The organism is Halomarina litorea (assembly GCF_024227715.1).
GTDB lineage: Archaea > Halobacteriota > Halobacteria > Halobacteriales > Haloarculaceae > Halomarina > Halomarina litorea.
Genome location: NZ_CP100450.1, coordinates 12,950 through 33,600 on the forward strand (window position 1 = coordinate 12,950; position 20,651 = coordinate 33,600).

Sequence of the window (20,651 nt, forward strand, 5' to 3'; positions counted from 1 at the left end):
CTTCGCTGGGGGAGTTACATCGCGAGGAGACGAGAGGGAACCCTGATCTGACTTATCCCTCTCCATCTACCCCGATTTCTCTATCGAATTGCATGAAGAACTCGTCCATGAAACCCTGCCGGGGCTGACCAAGGCGACGTCCTGGTGAAGTATACAACCTATCTAGACGCTCCTCCGCCCACTCCCGTAGTAGAGCGATATCAGAATGATCCGATGGAGGTGCTCCGGAAACTGAAGCGTCATCGATTACTGCGTATTTTTCGCCCATCCGGCCCGATCTCTCACCGACAATACAGGCTAAGCGAACGATACCACGTGCTCCAGTGGCTTCCAGCTTGTCTGCGTCGAAGAGCAATTTCGCTTCAAGCGTCTTTGGATCCGGAGAGCTAGACCGAATGCTATGGGCTCTGATACAGTGTTTGATTGCATCAATTTGGGCGGGGGTTACTGCTTCGGCTTGGAGCAGTTCCTCCGCTTTCACTGCGCCCCAAGCGTCGTGATCATCGATCTCACCCATCCGTTCTCGTGGGCGACCGATATCGTGTAGCCACGCTGCTGCAGATAGAATTTCGTCATCGACTGTCCGCTCACACTCATTTCCCAACCGAACGGCCAAGTCGCGCACCCGTTTGGCATGGAAACTATCGTGTGCTGGGAGGGCATCTTCGTAATAGGGCACCGACAACTTTCGAGCAAGGGGACCTAGTCTCTCCGTCATTGAAAACAGGAAGAAATCTACTCCAAGATAACATAGTAACTGTGGAACTCTCATACGGCACACGTACAGCTGAGACAGCATAGGAAACAGAGGTGCTTACTCTCGTTAGGGTCGTGATGGCAGCCGCAGTTCGTCTTCGACTTCGTAGAGGTAGCCTTTCAGGAGCAACTGCTCGATGTGCGCTCTCGCGTCGGCACGTTCGACGCCCTTCTCCATGAGATGATTGACGGCGTCCTCCCGGGTGAGAACCTCGTCGCTTTCCGCTGTGTCGAGGTACTGCTCGATGTGATCGAGTGCAGCTTCCTCGCCGGAGTTGATTGGCGTCCGCGACTCCCACATTGGTCCATATACGAGGACTACAGATTAGGAATTTCTGGTCGCCGTCACTAGACTATGACTCCCATCTGGTGCGTCACGCAGAAACGGCTACGTATCTTGGGCCGACTGATCGTCATCCCTCTCTGAGTCTATACCGTTGAGGAGCCGGACGCGTAATCGCTGGCCGTGTTCGAGATGGTCCGGTGGGTTCTCAAGCCGTAGCAGGAGCGTCCCATCGCCCGCATCAACGACGCGGGCGTCGATGTCGTGGCCTGTGATTGCCGATTCAATGCGGTCGAGACGGGCATCAATCCCCGACAGGACGGAATCGATATCCGGGTCACCGTCAGGTATTGGTAGTTCACCGGCCATCCCGTCGGTCATCACACGATCTGTGGAGGGCGCCGGACTGTCAGTCGCTTGCTGCGGAGCAGGTGTTTCACTCGACGCGTGCTCGGTGTGTTCTACTGAAAGCCGGTCACTGAGCGCTGTCAGATCAAGCCCCTCCGCGCCGAGATCAACCTCGTCGAGCCGCGTTACCGTCAAGAGCGGTAGCTCCGCGTCCGCAATCGCGTCGCCAAGCACTCCGCCCATCGTGGTCGTCCCGGACTGCACCCGACGCTTCGTTGACTCCGTCACCCACGGTGGCGGTGTCCAGCCCGAGTCGTCGAGGAGCGTGTAGCAGTCCGTGTCATCAGTGGCCCAGACGAAACTGGCGTACTTGTCCTTGTACTGGTTCGCAGCAGCGCCCTGTTGATGTGTGATCACCACGTGGACTGGAGAGAGCGCCTCGACGACGTCGTCGATCGTGTGCGGTGCGGGGTGATTGCTGAGCGAAAAGTGGTGGGTCGTACACGCCGCACTCGTTACGGGGGAACTCCCGCCGTTGATGAGCTGAACGAGCGTTGCACCGGGATCGTCCGCGACCGTCTCGAAGAGCCGCTTGGCACTCCCATCGATCGGTACCTCTGGCCCTGCAATCGTCACCCCATCCGATTCCAACACTGTCGACGGGTCAGCAAACTCGGGGGTCGTCGCGACGTTCGGGACGCTGTACTCAAGCCGGTCGTAGAGCTTTGCCACGTGGCCAACAAGCCTGATCGAAAGCCGTTCGTCCCACTCCTCGGCGAGATGCCCGAGGAGATACGCCACCTGCAGCCCGGTTAGGCCACTGGCTGTCGCGAGTACGGTCGAGCCGGCCCAGACGCGTTCACAGATCGTTCCGACAGCATCGGTGAGGGTCGCTTCGAAGTCCTCGCTCGTGGCGGCCGTCAGGACAAGAACGTCGACATCCACAGGGAGATCGAGGTCGAAGCCTGGGTAGCCAGCAGCACGACGGGTCGTGAAATCACCAGTGACGAGGATTGTTCGCCGCTCGTCGTCGGCAGTGACCTCGAAGAGAAAGCCCGCAGCACCCGGCGTGTGGCCAGCTGGAACGGGATGGACGCGGAGACCGGGAACAATCTGTGTCCATCCGTTGATTGCCTCCAGCTGGTCGAGCACGCGCTCCGTATTCGAGAGGTCGTAGTGGTCCGCGCCAGCCGCGAAAACGTCTTCGAGGATGGTGGCCGTATCGGTAGCGGCATACACTGGCGCCCCATGCGTGAGGGTGTCGCCGAGTGAGTGATAGTGGTCGAGATGAGCGTGCGTGAGACAGACCGCCGTGAGATATTCGTTGGCGTCCTCGTCGAGAAGCTCATCGATTGCGACGTTCTGTCCAGCATCGACCAGCACGCAGACCGTCTGGTCGGGAAGTAACCCATCAATCCGGAGGACAACCGACTCGCGCCCGGAGTACGGGTTCGCGTGCTGGAACTGGATCTCCATCGATGTCTCCCTCTTCAGAGTCCGTCATTATATATCATCACCACGACGGTGGACCAAACCACCGTGCAAGGCTGAAACATGAGGTGGGACGGCCGAGTCGGAGGCCTGTAGCGAGTCCTTCTGGATTCCGATATCGTTAGTGAGGTTTATCGGCGCCAGGAGGCGTGAGGCACACTTACGACTGTGCCTCGCGTGAGTTCTTATGACTGGTCCTGATATACTCGACGACACTAGAGACGATCACGAGCGACTTGAAACCGAACTCCTCGCACAAGACCGGGATGCAGTCCGGGTGGCGACGGCGGACATCGACGAGACGATGGCGCGACAACTCGTCAGTGACCTCGTCGACGACGGGGCCGTGACGGCGGTCGCCGAACAACGAGTGCTGGTTCACGAACCAAGTGGCGAAGCCTTTGACTCGATTCTACAGCTCGCTGTCTTCCATCGTGGCTGGTCGGCTGCCCGCGACACCGGCGAGGCGGACGAGTGATGCAGCAGACGCTCTCCGGGTGTGCCTTCTGTGAGGCAGTACCCGGGTCCGCGGCAGGCACGGCGTATACATGGGGGAAAGACGAGCGAGTCACCCACCAGATCTGCGTCGACTGTGCCGTCCAAGAGCATCCCGATCCCGACGAGCGGGATCACCACGCCTGTGATAGCTGTGGCCTCGTCGTCGACGCGCTCACTGCGCTCACGCGATTCCGTGTTGAACTCGGGCATCTCGAAGGGCCGGTGCAGCTGTGTACTCGCTGTAACCCCGGTGGCCCCGCGACGTACTGGACACGGGACCTCGAGACGCACGTCGTCGATGAATAGCCCGCCCGGCCCACCACCCCCAGTCAATCAGCGAGAACGAACTGGCTTAAAAATACGTCGATACATCTAATACACACAGCGACAAAGCAATACACATGCCCATCGACATCGAGACGTTCGAATCCTCTCCCGAGGACCGCCTCCAGCACTCCGGGGAGACGAACGCCGATCGCGTGATGCGATTCCTCGCCGCACATCCCGATCAGGCGTTCACACAGAGCGAGATTCAGGATGCGACCGACGTGAAAGCCGGGAGCATCAGCGTCGTCCTCTCTCGACTCGAAGATCGGGGTCTCGTCCGGCACAAGGGCAACTACTGGGCGCTCGGTGAAGCCGACGACGTCGCCGCGTATGCCAGCATGCGCGAGAGTACGCGGGCGGCCAACGACCGCTTCGGCGAGGAAGACATGGACGAGTGGTTGGAGCACGCCGTCGACGACGAGGATGAGGCGACTGAATGAGTTACCAGCGCGGGGATGTCGTCTGGGGACCCGATCCGTTCAAGTCGGGTGAAAACCCGCGTCCGTGGCTGATCCTCAACAACGACAGCCATCCGTTCGGTGATGAGGAGTACATGACGGTCACGCTGACGACGACGCCCCACGATGAAGGGGTTCCCCTCGAAGACGGCGACTGGGTTGAGGGTGGGATGCCCAGGCAGAGCTACGCCTCGCCGTGGGCACTCGCGTCGCCGAAGCACGCCGCGATCGTCCGACGGCAGGGTCGCCTCGAGGAATCGTTCGTCCAAACCGTCGTCGACGAGCTTGAGACCTATCTCGAGGCACCGACCGAAGAATAACCGACCGAATCACGACCAAGCTTGACGACCCGTACGATCTCTGAGAGGGGACTGGGAATCCCGATCGCGTGTCGGCCAATAGTGTTCGTTACGGGACGACCGCCGGCTGGTTTCTGAAGACCTTGGAACGTTGACCGAGAGTACCATCTCCGAAAGCCCTCGGCCGCTCGGCATCCCGCGACCCACGCTGCGCTCCTCGTTTCACTCGGTGCTTACGGGGTCGGGGGACGACCGAGGGCGGCCTCGCCCTTTCTAAGTCCACCAGGATGTCGGCTGTGTCACTGAGCGTCGAGAGTGGTTGAACGGTGTTTTTCTACGGCCCGCCCCGCTCGCCGCTGCCGCCCTCCGCGTCGCTCGCGACCGACCATTCCGGGCGTGCGGGCGCTCTCCGCACCGCCCGCGCCCGTTCCGGGCTAAAGTGCATGTGCCCTCGACGCCAGCGGGTAAGCGCGAGGGGTTGCGCCCCTTGCGGGCTTTCGCGTTCCAGGGCTTGGTGCCGCCTGCGCTGTCGCGCGCCACACCGCGGCGCGCGTTCTCGGCGACAGTCGCCCTGGACACGGACCCGCAGTCCGGGCCGGACACGACCGGGCATATCGATATCTGACCTGCCCTCTACTGACCACGCCGATAGGGTTTTTAGCGCCTGCAATGGGTGCAGGCGCGGTTTGAACACGCCTGCATAGGAGCTAGGTGATTTCTGATGGAACAACACCACCAGCGACAGGCGTATCGTCACTCAGAGGAGGATCGACAAGATGGCGGTTGACCTTGGCCGGGTTGAGCAGGCGGAAGACGAACTGGAGCAGTGGTTGGTCGACCAAGCCGAAGCGGGTGTTCCCGAGATCGTTCTCGTCGGACTCCTTCATGACTACGCCGACGACATCGAACAGCTCGGGTACGTCCCACGGATGTGGGGACGCAACGACCGATGATACACCCCGACTTTCGTGCTGTGTTTTTTGCGCCCGTAACGGGCGGGGGCGCGACGTGATCGGGCCTTCACCAGAGAGGAATCACACATGAGACGAACGAATACCTTCGATATCGTTCCCCGGTCCGAGACGACAGAAGAGATTCTCGTACGGGTGCTAGACGCCTCGGCAAGCCTCTGGAACACACTCACCTACGACCGCCGACAGCAGTTCTTCGAAGGAGAGAGTGTCTGGGAGTGCGATGGCTACTACGACGAGTATGTCGACGTACTCGGCGGTGCGACGACCCAGCAGATTGCCCGCGTGAACGATACCGCGTGGCGGTCCTTCTTCGAGCTTCTCGACGAGCCAGAATACGATCCGAGTCCCCCCGGCTACTGGGGAAATCGAGACGATGGCCGAGAGCTGCGAACCTACATTCGAAACGACGCATACACGCTCCAGTGGAACGAGCGCTCACGACTGGAGATACCCATCGGAATGGACCTCAAAGACGAGTACGGGTTCGGGATGTACGAGCGGCTTCGGCTACCGGTTCGGGGCGATCCAAAGTGGTGTGGAGACGCTGGCCGCCTCGAAATCTCGTACGACTCGGTCGAAGAGACGTACCGTGTGCATCAATCCGTAACCATCGACGACGTCGAAGAGAGCAGATCAGATGGCTCCGAGTCCGCTGCACTCGATCTCGGTGCGAATGTGCTCGTCGCCTGTACGACAACGACCGGGGAGCAGTATCTCTACAGTGGACAAACCCCGTTCGATCGGTTCCGAGAGACGACTAACGCTATCGCCAACGCCCAAGCGAAACTCCCCGACGGACAACACTCCAGTCAGCGAATCAAGCGTCTCTATCGCAAGCGCTCTCGACGGCGCGATCATGCGGTGAACGCGCTCCTCCGTGACGTAGTTGAACGGTTAGACGAAGCTGGTGTTACAACGCTCTACCACGGCGATCTCACCGGAGTGCTCGGTGAGTACTGGTCGGTGGAGGCGAATCTCAAAGCACGGACCTTCTGGGCGCATCGGCAGTGTATTGATAGACTCGGATCAGTCTGTGAAGAGTATGGAATCGACGTAGAAGCAATCTCGGAGGCGTGGACGTCCCAGACCTGTCCAGAATGTGGCGAACGGGACCGAACACGCCGGCATCGAGAGACGCTCACCTGTCCGTGTGGTTTCGACGGCCACGCCGACCTCGTTGCTTCGAGAACATTACTCGAACGAGCAACGAACACAACAGTCAGGCCGACGGCACGGCCCGTGCGGTTCCAGTGGGACGATCACCAGTGGTTTCCCGTTGAGGGTGCCGCAGTGTCGCCCAACGAATAGCGCACAGACCCGCGAGGTGCCGCCGTAGCGTCCTTGACGCTAGCGAGCGGACGCTTCCATTGTGTGGAGTGGATGTCGACCCGCTGGACGCTTGCATTACTCGGACGTACTCCAAGTACAGCTCTATCTCCAGAATAAGGCTACTGACTAGAGAAGGCTGTATCACGCGGACACAATGGACTTATGACAGTACGAGATGGACAAGAGAGCATGTCTCTGTTGCCCTCCACTGACGACGTGACTGCCGAGCAAGAGGGCGACATACGAGTTCTCGGTGTGGATGAAGATGAGACAGCAAACGTGTTTGAGGCCCTTTCGTCGGAAACGGCGCGGCGTATCCTGACTGCAATTTACGACGATCCGGCACCTCCATCTGAACTTGCTACCCGACTCGATCTGTCCCTGCAGAACGTCTCCTACCACCTCGACAATCTCGAAGAGGCAGGCGTGGTCCGTGTGGCTGATACCCGGTACTCAGAGAAGGGCAAAGAGATGAACGTGTATGCACCCGCAGACGACCCCGTCGTCGTCTTCGTCGGCACCACGGAACGTAAAACGGGACTCCTCGACCTACTGAAGCGGCTCGTCGGCGCGACGGGGCTTCTGTTCCTCGTCTCTGCTTTCCTGTTTGTCTTTCAGGCATTTGGACAGCCAGGTGGTGCAGGTGATACGCCGACGATTCTGGAACTCCTCTCCTTCCCGGGACTGGAGTTCCTCCTCGGGGGACTGTTCGTCCTTGGACTGGTCGTCCTGTGGTGGGCCCGGAACAGGTAGATGGTCGACATCCTCATCTGTCAAAATTAATTTTGGCCCAAACATCGTACTAAGGGCCCTGGTGGTCAACTGACGTGTATGTCACGTACCTCAACGCAATCGATCGTAACAAGAACCTCGATTATCGGCGGCTTGGTTGGTGGACTGGTCCACGCAGGTGTGGCTGTTTTGCTCTGGAATCGTTGGTTCGATAATCTGTGGGAACTGCTCATGACCAAACCACTCAATGGAGCGTATATCCTCCTTGGAATGTTTCTCCTTGGATTCGTTCCAGTCCTGTTTTACGTTGGTGAGAAGGTCATCTCACCTGCCATCATCGTCGCTGCATTCCTGCTCCTTTCAGGATTCGGCTCGTGGCTAGCGGGCCCTGTTCGTCCACCATCTGCTGTGCCGACACCATTTGCTCTGTATATCCTCCTCTGGGTGGGCGTCGTCGCTCTTGCGGGTGTCACAGGGAGGCTGGAATATCGCCGTAAGCAACGAGCCGCAAGCGCGTGATACTGGCCACTTCGGGAACGACACGCCGTCCTGTCCGATAGGGCTCCCCAGCGCAGGAAATGAAATCTCTACGTAGCGGCTGTTTTACGAGCGATAGCATCTGACCGACAGGATTTCAACAAAGCCAGCCGAATCGGTAGGTACTGCTGACCGACATCCCAATTGAGTTTCAGTAGCACATCGGACTAAACTGAAATATGTCTCTTCTACCATACTCTGACACAGACGTTGACGCTCGCCAGAAAGGAGAGATTCAGGTCCTTGGGATGGACGATGAGGAAACGAACGAGGTCTTGAGCGCGATCTCGTCCACGACTGCCCGTAAAATCCTCACTGAGGTGTACACCGAACCAGCGACACCCTCAGAGATCGCAGATCGGACTGGCGGTTCGGTGCAGAACGTCTCGTATCATCTCACGAAGCTCGAAGACGCAGGAGCGATCGAAGTCGCTGATACTAGATATTCGGAGAAGGGTCAAGAGATGCGGATCTATGGACCTTCAGACGAGCCGATTGTCCTGTTTGTCGGAACCGAGGAACGTCAAGCTGGACTCCTGTCACGGCTGAAGCAACTCGTCTCCGCTGTTGGAGTTGTGATTGCGACAAGCTTCGCCATCGGCATCGTCGTTGATGATTCAATGCTATTCGGAATCCAGATGAACGCATCGGCTGGACAAGTAACCGGCTTCCCGCTGGCGATTGGTTTCCTTATCGGCGGCCTGTTCAGTCTTCTTCTGGTGGGTCTATGGATCGGGTGGAACTGGTACTCGAACAGAGAGAACGCTCAAAATTCGATATGAGCGTACTCAATCGTTATTTCGTTCCCAGCCCTCGTCACGTAACATGCCCTCCACTGCCAACAGATTGCTTTTTGGATCCCGACCTAACCATTCGAAAGCCGGGGTCGGAATTTCGATCGGCCTCTTCGTCTTGTTCTTCGTCAGTTCCAGCGTGCTGAACCTCCAACCATACCTCACACAGATTCCGTTTGAGATTCTCATTGGAGGTGTCTCGCTCGTCATCTGTTCGGGGATTGCGTGGTTCGCATACCAGAACGATGGGCTCGTAATCGCGTGGCTCATCGCATTCAGTATCCCCTTCGCAGTATATCTCGAAGGATTTCTTGAATCGGGAACGAGCGACCGTGTTGCCGATGCTGTGCTATCGGCGGGCGTGATCGGTCTAGTCTATGCCGTAATAGTCGGAACTCTGGGATTTGCTGGCGGCGTTGCTGTTCGGCGAATTGTAAAACCCAGCGGGTGAAATCGGCCTGTGTGCAGATCTCACTCTCTGTATCTATCAATAGTCGATTTTGGATTGCTAAGAATGAATTATTTCACTCGCTGGCACCAATCGCGTAGATCCGTCCATCAGCGATTCCGACGTAGCACATTCCGTGTGCCAGTGTGACTTCAGTATCCATGATGTAGCCCGCCATCCCGATGTCGGGGACTGTGATCTCGAGGTTCCACGCTTGGCTGTCACTCGTCTCGTAGGCAACGACGGAGTCGTTCCGCGGCACGACCACGCCACCGTCACCGGCGGCAGGGGGTTGGTTGTCCCCACTCTCGGCCGACCGCCAGCGAATCGCCCCGTCCGAGATATCGATTGCAACGAGCCCTCCGTGATACGTATTCACGTACGCAGTATCTCCTGTGACCGCTGGTGAGGGTATCGCGTTCCCGTAGTCCTCGTCGACGACGGTTGTCCGCCACAGTACGGTTCCATCAGCGGTATCGGCGGCGACGAGTTCCTCGGCAATGCCCGGGACGTACAGACGGCCCTCGGCGACCGTCGGTGTGCCCTGAATATCCGGACAACACTCGTCAGGTGTGGCGATCTGTTTGCTCCACTGTCTCTCACTGGTCGTCGCATCAAGTGCTGCAATACGTCCGTCAGTTAATCCGACGTAGACGCCGTCGTGGTCCGCACAGATCGCTGTGTAGCACTCCCCGTCGATAGGTGTGCGCCACTGTTGGGTGCCATCCAGCGTGTAGGCGTACACCGCGTTGTCCTCGTCTCGCGTCGCCAAGTAACAGGTTCTGTCCACGACTGCTGGCGAGCCAGTCACGTCCGGAATCGTCTCCGTCCACTGGATCGACCCGTCGTCGCGGGCGAGGGCAGTCAAGGCCGCCTGCTCGTAGTCCGGACCACGCGTGACGGCCAGGAGTGTGTCGTCCGCGAGTGCGAGTCCGACTGCACGGCCCGTTTCAAGTTGCACATCTAGTTGCTGCTCGCCGGATTCAGCATCGAACCCTGCAAGGTAGACGACCGAATGCTCAGCGTCATCCGGTGACTCGACATAGGCGAGGTAGACACGCTCCGGGCCGACGACCGGGGCCGTTGCGCCATGTGGGTCGTTCCCCGGCCGCCGAAGCCAAGCGACGTCGACGTCGCCGTGTGGGACTGTGGAGGCCGCGTGGCCGGTTCGGCCGCCATCGTGTCCTTCCATCAGCCAGCGACCAGACGTCGTGTAGCTCGCGGTGTACGCGTCGTTCGTGAACGGCTTCGGCACCGACTCCCCACCTGAGAGGCCGGGGACGTTCGGGGCGGTACATCCGGTTAAACTCAGTAGACTCCCGGCAGCTACAGTCTGGTGGAGGAGCTGGCGACGCGTCAGCGGGACCATATGATCAGTGGTCAACGCTGTGTCAAACGTCTTCCGGAGAGACAAACAGCTGCTAGCGTTTGGTGCGGTCACCTCGAAAGCCCCCGAACGCTCGACGGCCGCGTCTCGCTGCGCGCCTCGTTCCTGCGGTGCTTGCGTCGTCGGGGCACGTCGAGCGTCCGTCCCCTTTCAGTCCCACCCGGGGTCTGTTGCGGAGTCAGCGCGCCCCACGGTTGGGCGGTGTGGTACTCTACGGCCCGCACCGCTCGCTGCTGCCGCCCTCCGCGTCGCTCGCGACCGACCATTCCGGGCGGGCTTCCGCTCCAGTAGGTGCGGTTCCTGCCGGGCTAAAGTGTATGTGCCCTCGACGCCAGCGCTTCACCCGTTCGGGTCCTTCGGACCTCGGCACAGCCGACCGCGACGGACGTGGTTGCGTCGCGGCGAACGGGGAATGCGCTGGGCGCTCGCTCCGGGCGGGTCGGCGCGCGGTGCTGGTTGGGGCCACCTCATGCAGGCGCGCTCTCGCTCGCGCCCGGTAGGGCGCTCGCGAAGGCGCGAGCGAGAGCGCGCAGATGGTTCTGTTGGTCGGTGTCGTCGGAAAACCGCGATGTAATGGCATCGCGGTGTCGGCACGTGAGCGCCTTCGTCGGAAATCACCTTGTGAGTGATTCCAATGTCAAGTAAGAACGTTACCACTGATGTAGTTTCGGTCGATGAACAGGCATTCGAAAAGGCGGACGAAGCAGCGGTCGACGAAGACGGCTTCGAGGTCGTCGATGAGACGCCGGAGTTCCAGGCAACGGTGCAGATGGAGGTGCAGGCAAAGGTCGATGCGAACCACCCGGACGGAATGGTCGACACCAGTGACGAGCGGATCTATGGGGCGACCCTCGAACAGGAAGAGCGCATTCAAGGGCGGGAAGCAGAGCTGGAGCGTATCAGTGCCCAGGCAGAGCTGGGGACGCAAGACGGTCGGGAGAAGCGGACGCGAGACATCGCAGCGAAGCGGAGTGCTGATCGGCGTGCAGCGTTCCAGAAGCGGGCGGCGAGCGTGAGCCCGATGGCTGACCCGGAACGAGGCGATCCCCGTGCAGAACTCACGCAGGAGCAGTTAGCGGCGGTGAACAAGCAGTCGATGCGGCTGGCGGAGAAGCTGGATGGCTGGTCGCGAGCAGCGATTGGTCGGCGGCTGGGTGAAGCCGTGGTCGGTGGAAAAGACCTGATGAGCGCGGTCGTCGGGGTGTTCGAGGAGTTACAGACGGCGCCGGGACAGGTGGTCCCCATCGGGAAGCTCGAGGACGTCGATCGCAAAGAGGTGAGCATCGAAGGTACTGTGACGGTACTTTGGGAGCCGTCGAGTGCAGCCATTTCCCAAGTAGGCCTCATCGAGGACGACAGTGGGAAAACGAAGTTCACGAGCTGGAAAGCGTCGGATGCCCCCTGGATCGAAGAGGGTGAGCGCGTTCGGATTCACGGGGCAGCGAAGAACTGGTACAACGGGCGTGTCTCAGTAGCCGTCACTGGATGGTCGACCCTGCATTTCCCTGAGCGCGGCCGCTGGTGGGAATAGCCGGAGCAACGCACCCCTTTTTTGCTGGTGTGAAGCGGTCACCGCCACCTCCCACCACCTCCACGGTCCGGGCTGCTCACGGCGCTGGGAGCGCCGTTTCGCTGCCGGGCTTTCGCCACAGAGTGAATCCCTTGCTTGCTGTCCTACTGGAGGTTTGTTTGCCCCAGAGTGGCTGAGGGGCGTCCCGAAGAACGCATCGTCCCCTCGTGAACATCATGGCTACCAGAGAGATCTACGAAACTAGCTTCGACGAAGACGTCCAGACAGAGCCAAGCGCCAACCAGTGTCCCGAGTGTGACGGCTGGGTCACTACAAACTCGGTCGAAACGGTCTGTGAGGACTGTGGACTCGTGATCGACGAGAATCGAATCGACCACGGGCCTGAATGGAGAACCCACGACCAACACGAGCGAAAACGAACGGGGGCTCCACTCACAGCAGCACGTCACGACCGGGGACTGTCAACGGAGATCGGTCGCAAAACCGATGCGAACGGCAACGAGCTCTCCGGTCAGAAGCGACGTCGAGTGGCTCGAATGCGCCGCGAACAGTCTCGCGGGCGATTCCAGTCGAAGGCCGAGCGAAACCTCGCACACGGCCTGGGTGAAGTTCGGCGAATCGCGAGCGTTCTCGAGTTCGCAGAATCGGTTCGTGACCAGGCGTGTCAGCTGTTCCGAAGCGCTCAGAACGAAGACCTGCTTCGAGGCCGATCAATCGAGGCGATAGCGGCAGCAAGCGTCTACGGGGCCTGTCGCTGTAACGGCCACTCGCGGCTACTCGACGACGTCGCCGACTCGGCACGCGTCGAACAATCGAGAGTCGCGAATGCGTACAAGACGTTGAATACAGAACTCGGACTACCGACCCAGCCTGTTCGACCGAGCGATTTCATTCCCCGCCTCGCGTCAGAACTGGATGTTCCAGCGGACATCCGACAGCGAGCTCGGAGATTGGCTGAACAGTCGGAATCGACAGGAGCCGCGTCGGGCGTCAAACCGTCGGCATTCGCAGCCGCCTGTCTGTACAAGGCGGGTCAGGAAAAGGGACGATGGCTGACGCAGACGGAAGTCGCGGAGGTGGCGAGCGTTACTGCAACGACCATCCGGTCGCATCGCGACACGCTGAGCGAATTGGCGGTTTAGACTGGCCAAGTAGGAAGCGAAGGCGTCCCACTCTCCCAGCGAATTGTCTCTACCGCCGCCGGGAACTGCTGCAGTCGGTCATCGAGGACGGCGAGTGGATGCGCATCGAGAAACGTCACACCATGCCGATCGATGGGCGTGTCTTCGTAATTGAGCTGGATGTGGCAGGGTCCAAGATCTGGATGGTCGGCGTCCTGGTGGAAGCCGAGCATCAGATTCCGCTCCGGTTCGACCCAGTTGATGCGGTAGTATTCGTGGCCGACACCGGCAGGGTACCAGAATCGAATCTCCAGTCGTGCGGCCGCCGCGTCGTAGGAGTCACTCAGGAACGTCGTCGGGTCAACATCCGCGATGACGTACCGGGGTCGTCGTCGAGACGGGCGATAGCGCACGTCCTCACACCCAGCCTGCCTCGTCAATCGGTCGTGAACGTCGCGGAGGAGGGTGCGCTGTGTATAGCGGTCGCGGCCGGCGAGAAAGATCATGCTGTGTGAGGAGAGGATTAGCTCGTGGCGCGGTCAGCCACGTCGGTCATCTGTTCGCGGGCGGCTTCGACATCCGAGTAGAGTTCGAGGGCGTGCTTGATGAGGCGGCGGTCCTCCTCGTTCTCGCGCCAGAACGCGATCACGTCGCGGCGTTCGCGAAGCTCGGCACTTGTGAGGTCGCCGTCGGCGAGCGACTGTTCGAGGTCCTCCCATGTCTCGACGTCGTAGGTCGCTTGCCACTCCTCGATCTCCTCTGTGATCGCGGCCAATTCGTTGCGAAGCTCCTCACGTGAGTTCTCCTCGATGAGCGTGCGGATTTCCTCGAAGAGCAGTCGTGTGTAGTCCGGCTGATAGCGCGTCGTCTCGCCGGCCTCAACGCGGCGCAGCTGCCCCTGGTCGACGAGCGCCTGGAGCTCCTCGTTGGTCGTGCTCCAGGCGGCGTCGGCCTGTTCGCTGATCCAGTTGACTGATCGGGGTTCGCGAAGTGTCTCGGCGACCGCCCGGATGCGTTCGCGGGCGCTCATCGACTCGGTCCACGACTGGACCCCATCTCGCGGAGACTCGGACATACTGGGCACCTCTTGCAACAGTGTTCGTGCCTAGCTCTCATATATGTTTGTATCTTCGCGTATAACCGAGAAGTGGTCGCAAGCACGGTCACCCTGACGTTGAAATACCATCCCGGCAGAACCTACGAGCCAATCGATGTACAACCGATATTCTGACTTCGAGGAACTGCGGCCGACCGGCGAGGCGTCCCACATTCCAGACGAGAAGCTCAACGAGGGCTGCGACGGCAACCCCCGGCGGCAACGCGTCGCGACGACCACGGGAGGCTATCCCGACGAACCATCGGCCATCGGTGCGGAGTGCCAGTCCTGTGGCGCATCGATACCTGCCAGCCAGACGAAGTGCCGGTTCTGCCTCACGAATCATCTCGGAGCGTCCACCGACAACCAGCAGCCTGCAGACACCGAGTGGACACTGCTTCACGTCGTCCAGCTGCTCGTCGAGGCCTCGACCGCCTATCACGCCCTCGCGAAGGGCGCTGCGGCAGCGACCCTTCTCGCAAAGCCCGACAGGGATCCAGCCGTCGATGACTGCCAGCTACTCTACGATTTCGACGACACGCCTGCTGCGCAACTGACCGACGAGTGGCCCTCGCTTCCTGATGCCGTACGGGCGACCTCCGAGCGTGGTGACCGGCTCCTTGCGGTGGCTCGTGAACGGACTCCCTGGACTGAGCCGACCGAGACGCCACGTGGAGACGCGCACACGACGTTCCTCTACGACGAGGAGGGCCACAGCATTCGCGACGGAAATCAGCTTACAGGCATCCTCGAGTGCGCCGAGAACGACGTCTGGTTGGTGCCAGCGATTGCACTCCAGCGTTCCGTCAACGACGAGCACTCCGAGAGTGGTCACCCCAACGTTCCCTCGAAAACGCGGCTTGACTGTCGCGGGTGCGACCGAACGACTATGCATCAGTTCCATGAGTTCGAGTCTATCCCAGATGACAAGTGGTCTGGCCAGCCGATGTGGGAGTGCCAGGTGTGCCAGTCACCTCGTCACGGACCGAATCCTCGGTAGGATACCCGACAGAACAACACCTTAACCAACGTGGCTTGCATGCACCCGACGGCGTTGGTTAAGACTGGGTCAGGACCTGGCGGCAGACATCAACGACCTCGGCTCATTTTTCTGCGCCGGGAGTCGGCGAGGCGCGCATAATGGACCCACGAGACACACCTGGATACCGACTGCATCGCGCTCTGAGTAACCTCAACAGCATCGATCTCGACCAACTGGATGACCCCGACCGAAAACGACTCGCTGAAGCGACGACGCTTCTGGAACAGGTGGGACTGCTCACCCGACCCGGTGCTTCGGAAGAGAGTGACGCCACCGTCGACTCCTGAGGATATCCACAGCCGCGAAACGGTGATCCCACTTCTCGCCACGCCGGGTTTGTCACCCCCCAAAGGGGTGCGAGGGCAGGAAACCGCCCTTGAGTACAACCAATGGCAACACTCCAAGCTGCGACGACGTCGACCGGTGCGATCGTATCGAACCCACAGGCAGTCCGCGAACTCTGTGAGAGCCACTGCTTCGGGACGCTCGACTGGGAGGTTACCGAAGGCGGAGAGCTCACCATCTGGGGGTACGACGACTTCGAGGTGTATGAGGCGCGAGAAAACGGCCTTCCGGACTACGAGGGCGGCATCGTGACCCACGAGTTCCTCCGGACGCTTGCTGACCATCTCGAGCCAGACGAGGAACTCGACATCCAGACTGCTGGGTTCACGAAATGTCGCTTCCCGGTCCTGGCGAAGCGGTACGTCGTTCGCGACGGCGGGGTCTCCCACGCCGACCTCAGGTCCCTCGACCCGATCGACGAGTAGAGTTGTTCGTCCCCCCGGGAGGGGTGCGGGGCGTTCCAGTCGCAGTCGCCCCGTGAGGTGATTGCTCGATGGGCCACCGCGCACTCGTTGCGTACGAACGCACAGACGGACAGTACACGCTCCATTACTCTCATTGGGGCGCAGCGAACTTGAAGCTCAAGCACCGAATCTCGGCTGAGTCGCCGTTCGGTGGCGACGACACCGACTCCAAGTGGGCGAAACAGCTACTCGCAGAGTTGGCCGATGGCCTCGAGGCAGACGCCGTCGACGGCTACCTCGCCGCCGAGGATCGACCGTCGACGGTCGTCGAGCCGAAGCCCCGTGCCACCGGGCTCACCCTCGACGAGATCGTCGCTGACCACCTCGACTACCTCCACCACGAGGCGTTCTTCGTGGTGTCGACGACGTTCGAGGTGACTGCATACCGGACGCTGTGGTTCGGCCTGCAGTACGACTCGGAGACGGTCGAACAGGGAGAATCAGTCGGGAACGGCGCGCTCGCGACGGTACGCTGGTACGACGGCGAGCCGGTCGGCGACGGCCACCTGCAGGGACAGTTCGCAGCCTTCAAAGACGTCGTCGGCGACATGCTCGACAAGGGCGTCTTCACGCCGTCGACGGCGAGGCAGTACCTGAAACGGAAACTGGCCGAGCGGGTCGGAGACCGGCAGGAGCTACTTATCCCGACAGAGGAAGCAACATTCGAAAAGGCGAGCCTGAACCACTCAGAGGACGAGGACTCCGTGGGATCACTCAGTCGCTAATAGTTTTTCGAGGCCGAAGTGAAGACCGGACGCATATCAGCCACGGACATATGACGGGAATGGTAATCTGTAGCAGAGATATCCCTCCAAGCCGTTTGATTGAGGCGCGATCTCACACATACACAAGCAATTTGGTAGCCGACTATCACTCTTAGGTATGGATGGAATCGGAATTGTCGAGCGAATCTTCACTGCTCCTGAGCCCGAAGTCGAAATGGCCGAGCGCAGTGAAGTTGAGGCCGTCACCGGAAGTGGCCTTCGGGGTGACAGATATTTCCGTGATATCGAAACCGGGACCTTCGTCGAATGGGAACCGGACGAGAAACGCCACGATGGGTACGATTTGACGTTGATTGAACAGGAGGCGGTTACAGCTATCGAACGTGAAGCGGGAATCGATCTCGCACCGGGAGAACACCGACGGAACATCGAAACCAGTGACGTCGCACTCAATCATCTCGTTGGACAACGATTCAGAGTCGGCGACGCCATCTGTCGAGGGGATCGTCTGTGTGAACCATGTAATCACTTGCAGCGCATCACGCAAGATGGCGTATTGCAGGCCCTCACTCACCGCGGAGGACTCCGAGCCAACGTTCTTGAAGGAGGAATGATCCGCCCCGGAGACGACATCGAACCGCTCGAATAATCCGTACGCTTTCGTTTGGAAATGGGTCGGGTTCGCACTTATAGCAGTCACGACCGGTTCTCAGCCCACCAACTCACGAACCGAGACGATTGGGGGAACGCGTGTCTATGGAAGCGCTGTCCGGAGATCCTCGCAGAGGTCGTCAGCGTCTTCGAGGCCAACCGACACCCGGACTAGTGTCTCCGGAATCGCCGCTGTCGCCTCGCCATGGCCAATCTCGTCGGGAATCATCAACGACGGCACCTCGATAAGACTCTCGACCCCACCAAGACTGGCTCCCGGTGTGAACACCTCGAGCCCCTTAATGAACGCTTCGAGCTCGATAGCTGTGCCGTCGAACTCGAAGGACAGCATCCCGCTGTACCCCGACATCTGCTCACTTGCAAGCTTGTGTTGCGGATGACTCTCCAATCCCGGATAATCCACTCGAGCCACCCTATCGTGGCTTTCAAGGAACTCCGCGACTACCATCGCGTTCGCCTCGTGGTGTTCCATCCGCGCCGGCAACGTCTTCACCCCTCGGGCAACCAGATAGCAGTCAAACGGCGAGAGCATGTTCCCAAGCCCAGTCCGCTGGGCAAACGCCAACTGCTCAAAGACTCCGTCATCGTTGGTGATAACGGCACCGCCAATCGAGTCGGAGTGCCCGTTGAGATACTTCGTCGTGCTGTGGACGACGATATCGGCACCCAATTCGAGCGGGGCTTGGAAGTACGGACTCCCAAAGGTACTGTCCACCCCGAACAAAATACCGTAGTCATTGGCGATATCAGCTACCGTCCGGATATCGCACAGTCGCATCAGCGGGTTCGTCGGCGTCTCGACCCAGATCAAATCGGTGTCGGAACCTACTGCTGCGGCCACGTTTTTCGGGTCACGGGCATCAACGAAGTCGACATTGACGCCGAGGTGGCCAGCAGCGAGTTCCGTGAGCAGCTTTTCCGTACCGCTATAGATGGAGTCTGAGGAGACGATATGGCCTCCAGGAGGAACCAGCGATAGCATCGTTGTCGAGGTGGCAGCCATCCCGGAGGCGAACGCCAATGCGTGCTCGCCACCTTCAAGGCGAGCTAACTGCTCTTCGAGGGCCGCCCGCGTCGGATTGCTCTCACGCGAGTAGTCGTGTTCATTCGCATACTCCCCACTCCCCCACTCGAATGTGGTCGAGAGGTGAATCGGCGAGACGACGTCATTCATTCCACTTCTCTGGGGGTGCGTCTCGGATTCAGCTGCGCCGACAGCGATGGTCGCAAATCGATTCTTGCCAAATTGGTCATCAGGTCGTGTCATACGTATCTCACCACAGGATTCACTCGGGAGGTGGTTGATGCCTCCGATACAGTTGGGAGTCTATTGGAGTGCTCTCTGTAGCGACCAATAGTTGTGGAGTTCCCGGCGAGACTAGCCAGAGATATAATTCCGAGATAGAAGTGGGTCTGCGAATAGTCAGTACCGAAGTGTTGTGTCCCAAGAGAGGAAGTGTCTTATTCGCCTAGGCGAGTGAACCGTAGTAATGTATCTTGTTACGTTCCGTCTTGATCCGGGGGAGTACGATGCGGAGTTTCACGAATTGAATGACGCGATACAGGCGGCTGCCGAGGATACAGAAGGGTATCTGGGGAAACGGACGTGGCATGCACCGGAGAGTGAGGAGATCCTCGTCGTTTACTACTGGGAGTCACTAGACGCCCTCGAGTCATTTGGCGCAGATTCAGACCACAAACGAGCGAAACAGCGGTGGACAGAATGGTACGATGCATACGAAGTCACCATTACAGAAGTGGTCGAGGCATACGGGACTGGGTTTGGTGACGACGCTGACCCGCCGAGGTAGAATATTAATGGTCTTGCTCTAGTGGTGAGATCCACAGACAGTCTGATAACCGCATTCTCAACATCCAGTACGGGGATTATCAACAGCCTCAGATAGCTCTACTTCGAGGCAGTTGCTGTTTTTCGAGGGCTGGAAGGACTGAGCCCTCATGGGCTCGTGATTCCATGACCGAGGAACTAGCCGACGATCCGTTCCACGACTGCAAGTTGGACCCCGATGTGGTTCTTGGGACACAGACCTTCGAAAACGTCCTGTTCACCGACGACACAGAGACGCCAGTGAACGTGCTGACCGGCGAGACACCAGCGCATTCGCAAGCGACCGTCGAGGAGGCGAAGGCGTTCGCAGCGAGTATCGACACCGACACGCCACAGATTGCGCTCCCTGCGTCGATCGAGGCGCAGGTTGAGACCGCGAGCAAGCCCTACACCGCAGCTGCGTTCTTCCACTTCAAGGCGACTGGTTCACTCAAACTCCATCGAGCCTACCACGCCGCCAACGAATCGGATGCATTCACAGTTACGTTCGAGGCAGACTACGAGTCTGGAGACCTGACGATCACCGTCGAGCGGATGGAGGACTCCTGAAAAAGGGAGTATTGAGTTCGTTTTTGTGCGCCGGCGAGGGGTGCCGGCGCAGTCCGGAGCGCGAGAAAATACCCGGAACGTCGGCGTAGCGAGGGATTTGAGATGCACATGGTCATCTACACTCTGGTAGAGGCATCGACACACGACGACGCGTTAGCCACCGGAAAGACGGTGTTCGACCGACTGGTCGGCGCGGACCCGCACGCCGGCGCCGTCTTTGACTACTTCGTCACGTTCGACGAGGAGGACACGACGGTTGCGGGCAAAGCGCGGTGGGGCGATCTTCCGACTACAGCACCAGTTGATTCAGACGCCGGGCAGGACCTACTCGACCGAGGGTGGGAAGCGACGAAAGAAGAGTTCGAGCGCAATCTCGAACGCGTGAAGGAGGCCATCGACGAACTCTCTGACGAGGAGATCATGCGCGACGAGGACCTCGCTCGGCATGCGTTCCACCAGGTCGGTGCGTACGACGGGCCGTCGGTGTTCCTGTACGACCAGCACGCGACCGGCATCCGGCATCGCGAGCAACTGGATCGGCTCCTCGAAGAGAGTGAGGACCTCTGGATCGTCCCCGCTGACGTCCACTTCTAACC

The 20,651-nt window shown here is 59.7% G+C and carries 27 protein-coding genes; 20 read left to right on the forward strand and 7 right to left on the reverse strand.

The features are described from left to right. Window positions 1–52: 52 nt before the first annotated feature. The 3 genes from NKG96_RS18985 to NKG96_RS18995 form a co-directional block, all read right to left on the reverse strand. On the reverse strand, window positions 53–718 hold the full coding sequence (locus tag NKG96_RS18985; RefSeq protein ID WP_254538679.1) for an HD domain-containing protein: 666 nt from the start codon (window positions 716–718) through the stop codon (window positions 53–55). A 105-nt stretch (window positions 719–823) separates the two neighbouring features. Further along, window positions 824–1,057 (reverse strand): hypothetical protein, encoded by a 234-nt coding sequence (locus NKG96_RS18990; RefSeq protein ID WP_254538629.1) that lies wholly within the window; start codon window positions 1,055–1,057, stop codon window positions 824–826. A gap of 87 nt (window positions 1,058–1,144) precedes the next feature. Further along, a complete protein-coding gene (locus tag NKG96_RS18995; protein WP_254538630.1) occupies window positions 1,145–2,863 on the reverse strand; it encodes an MBL fold metallo-hydrolase in 1,719 nt (572 codons plus the stop codon). Window positions 2,864–3,065: 202 nt separating this feature from the next. Here NKG96_RS18995 and NKG96_RS19000 point away from each other — a divergent pair, with 202 nt between their 5' ends. The 10 genes from NKG96_RS19000 (at window position 3,066) to NKG96_RS19045 (ending at window position 9,277) form a co-directional block, all read left to right on the forward strand. After that, on the forward strand, window positions 3,066–3,356 hold the full coding sequence (locus NKG96_RS19000) for a DUF8069 family protein (protein WP_254538631.1): 291 nt from the start codon (window positions 3,066–3,068) through the stop codon (window positions 3,354–3,356). Then, complete coding sequence (locus NKG96_RS19005) at window positions 3,356–3,682, forward strand: DUF7558 family protein (protein ID WP_254538632.1); 327 nt, start codon at window positions 3,356–3,358, stop codon at window positions 3,680–3,682. The genes NKG96_RS19000 and NKG96_RS19005 overlap by 1 nt, the downstream gene beginning before the upstream one ends. Before the next feature lie 95 nt (window positions 3,683–3,777). Then, complete coding sequence (locus NKG96_RS19010) at window positions 3,778–4,143, forward strand: MarR family transcriptional regulator (RefSeq protein WP_254538633.1); 366 nt, start codon at window positions 3,778–3,780, stop codon at window positions 4,141–4,143. After that, window positions 4,140–4,481, forward strand: a complete 342-nt coding sequence (locus tag NKG96_RS19015; RefSeq protein ID WP_254538634.1) for a type II toxin-antitoxin system PemK/MazF family toxin — start codon at window positions 4,140–4,142, stop codon at window positions 4,479–4,481. Before NKG96_RS19010 ends, NKG96_RS19015 begins: the two co-directional genes overlap by 4 nt. Window positions 4,482–5,236: 755 nt before the next feature. Continuing rightward, window positions 5,237–5,413, forward strand: a complete 177-nt coding sequence (locus tag NKG96_RS19020; RefSeq protein WP_170830673.1) for a hypothetical protein — start codon at window positions 5,237–5,239, stop codon at window positions 5,411–5,413. Between the two features lie 87 nt (window positions 5,414–5,500). After that, a complete protein-coding gene (locus tag NKG96_RS19025; protein ID WP_089699261.1) occupies window positions 5,501–6,742 on the forward strand; it encodes an RNA-guided endonuclease InsQ/TnpB family protein in 1,242 nt (413 codons plus the stop codon). Window positions 6,743–6,952: 210 nt separating this feature from the next. After that, the gene (locus NKG96_RS19030) at window positions 6,953–7,516 is read left to right on the forward strand and encodes an ArsR/SmtB family transcription factor (protein WP_089699264.1); all 564 of its coding nucleotides are present in this window, start codon (window positions 6,953–6,955) and stop codon (window positions 7,514–7,516) included. Between the two features lie 78 nt (window positions 7,517–7,594). Beyond that, entirely contained in the window at window positions 7,595–8,014 is a 420-nt protein-coding gene (locus NKG96_RS19035; protein ID WP_139173382.1) for a hypothetical protein, read from the forward strand. Window positions 8,015–8,211: 197 nt separating this feature from the next. Beyond that, window positions 8,212–8,814: an ArsR/SmtB family transcription factor gene (locus NKG96_RS19040; RefSeq protein ID WP_089699265.1), complete on the forward strand. Its 603-nt coding sequence runs from the start codon at window positions 8,212–8,214 to the stop codon at window positions 8,812–8,814. 43 nt (window positions 8,815–8,857) lie between these two features. Beyond that, the gene (locus NKG96_RS19045) at window positions 8,858–9,277 is read left to right on the forward strand and encodes a hypothetical protein (protein WP_089699268.1); all 420 of its coding nucleotides are present in this window, start codon (window positions 8,858–8,860) and stop codon (window positions 9,275–9,277) included. A 73-nt stretch (window positions 9,278–9,350) separates the two neighbouring features. Here NKG96_RS19045 and NKG96_RS19050 read toward each other — a convergent pair whose 3' ends face one another. Beyond that, entirely contained in the window at window positions 9,351–10,643 is a 1,293-nt protein-coding gene (locus tag NKG96_RS19050; RefSeq protein ID WP_254538635.1) for an outer membrane protein assembly factor BamB family protein, read from the reverse strand. Window positions 10,644–11,295: 652 nt separating this feature from the next. Between NKG96_RS19050 and NKG96_RS19055 the strand changes: the two genes are divergently transcribed. Together NKG96_RS19055 and NKG96_RS19060 are read left to right on the forward strand one after the other, a co-directional pair. Continuing rightward, window positions 11,296–12,192 (forward strand): DNA-binding protein, encoded by an 897-nt coding sequence (locus tag NKG96_RS19055; protein ID WP_254538636.1) that lies wholly within the window; start codon window positions 11,296–11,298, stop codon window positions 12,190–12,192. 215 nt (window positions 12,193–12,407) lie between these two features. Then, window positions 12,408–13,334, forward strand: a complete 927-nt coding sequence (locus NKG96_RS19060) for a transcription initiation factor IIB (RefSeq protein WP_254538637.1) — start codon at window positions 12,408–12,410, stop codon at window positions 13,332–13,334. Here NKG96_RS19060 and NKG96_RS21115 read toward each other — a convergent pair. Together NKG96_RS21115 and NKG96_RS19070 are read right to left on the reverse strand one after the other, a co-directional pair. After that, window positions 13,331–13,819, reverse strand: a complete 489-nt coding sequence (locus NKG96_RS21115; RefSeq protein WP_368409336.1) for a hypothetical protein — start codon at window positions 13,817–13,819, stop codon at window positions 13,331–13,333. The genes NKG96_RS19060 and NKG96_RS21115 overlap by 4 nt on opposite strands. Before the next feature lie 17 nt (window positions 13,820–13,836). Next, window positions 13,837–14,388, reverse strand: coding sequence for a DUF7342 family protein (locus NKG96_RS19070; protein WP_254538639.1), 552 nt, complete (start codon window positions 14,386–14,388; stop codon window positions 13,837–13,839). Window positions 14,389–14,524: 136 nt separating this feature from the next. Here NKG96_RS19070 and NKG96_RS19075 point away from each other — a divergent pair, with 136 nt between their 5' ends. From NKG96_RS19075 to NKG96_RS19095, 5 genes are all read left to right on the forward strand, one after another. After that, a complete protein-coding gene (locus NKG96_RS19075) occupies window positions 14,525–15,409 on the forward strand; it encodes a biosurfactant protein 1 (RefSeq protein ID WP_254538640.1) in 885 nt (294 codons plus the stop codon). A gap of 140 nt (window positions 15,410–15,549) precedes the next feature. Further along, on the forward strand, window positions 15,550–15,738 hold the full coding sequence (locus NKG96_RS19080) for a DUF8012 family protein (RefSeq protein WP_254538641.1): 189 nt from the start codon (window positions 15,550–15,552) through the stop codon (window positions 15,736–15,738). 102 nt (window positions 15,739–15,840) lie between these two features. Then, window positions 15,841–16,221 (forward strand): hypothetical protein, encoded by a 381-nt coding sequence (locus tag NKG96_RS19085; RefSeq protein ID WP_254538642.1) that lies wholly within the window; start codon window positions 15,841–15,843, stop codon window positions 16,219–16,221. Between the two features lie 68 nt (window positions 16,222–16,289). Then, complete coding sequence (locus NKG96_RS19090) at window positions 16,290–16,985, forward strand: DUF6735 family protein (protein ID WP_254538643.1); 696 nt, start codon at window positions 16,290–16,292, stop codon at window positions 16,983–16,985. 157 nt (window positions 16,986–17,142) lie between these two features. Then, window positions 17,143–17,634, forward strand: coding sequence for an MOSC domain-containing protein (locus tag NKG96_RS19095; protein WP_254538644.1), 492 nt, complete (start codon window positions 17,143–17,145; stop codon window positions 17,632–17,634). Window positions 17,635–17,739: 105 nt separating this feature from the next. Here NKG96_RS19095 and NKG96_RS19100 read toward each other — a convergent pair whose 3' ends face one another. After that, window positions 17,740–18,924: a trans-sulfuration enzyme family protein gene (locus tag NKG96_RS19100; protein ID WP_254538645.1), complete on the reverse strand. Its 1,185-nt coding sequence runs from the start codon at window positions 18,922–18,924 to the stop codon at window positions 17,740–17,742. Between the two features lie 223 nt (window positions 18,925–19,147). Here NKG96_RS19100 and NKG96_RS19105 point away from each other — a divergent pair, with 223 nt between their 5' ends. From NKG96_RS19105 to NKG96_RS19115, 3 genes are all read left to right on the forward strand, one after another. Continuing rightward, window positions 19,148–19,468: an antibiotic biosynthesis monooxygenase family protein gene (locus tag NKG96_RS19105; RefSeq protein WP_254538646.1), complete on the forward strand. Its 321-nt coding sequence runs from the start codon at window positions 19,148–19,150 to the stop codon at window positions 19,466–19,468. Window positions 19,469–19,632: 164 nt separating this feature from the next. Beyond that, complete coding sequence (locus tag NKG96_RS19110; protein ID WP_254538647.1) at window positions 19,633–20,055, forward strand: DUF8025 family protein; 423 nt, start codon at window positions 19,633–19,635, stop codon at window positions 20,053–20,055. Between the two features lie 102 nt (window positions 20,056–20,157). Further along, a complete protein-coding gene (locus NKG96_RS19115; protein ID WP_254538648.1) occupies window positions 20,158–20,649 on the forward strand; it encodes a DUF7995 family protein in 492 nt (163 codons plus the stop codon). The last annotated feature ends 2 nt before the right edge of the window (window positions 20,650–20,651 follow it).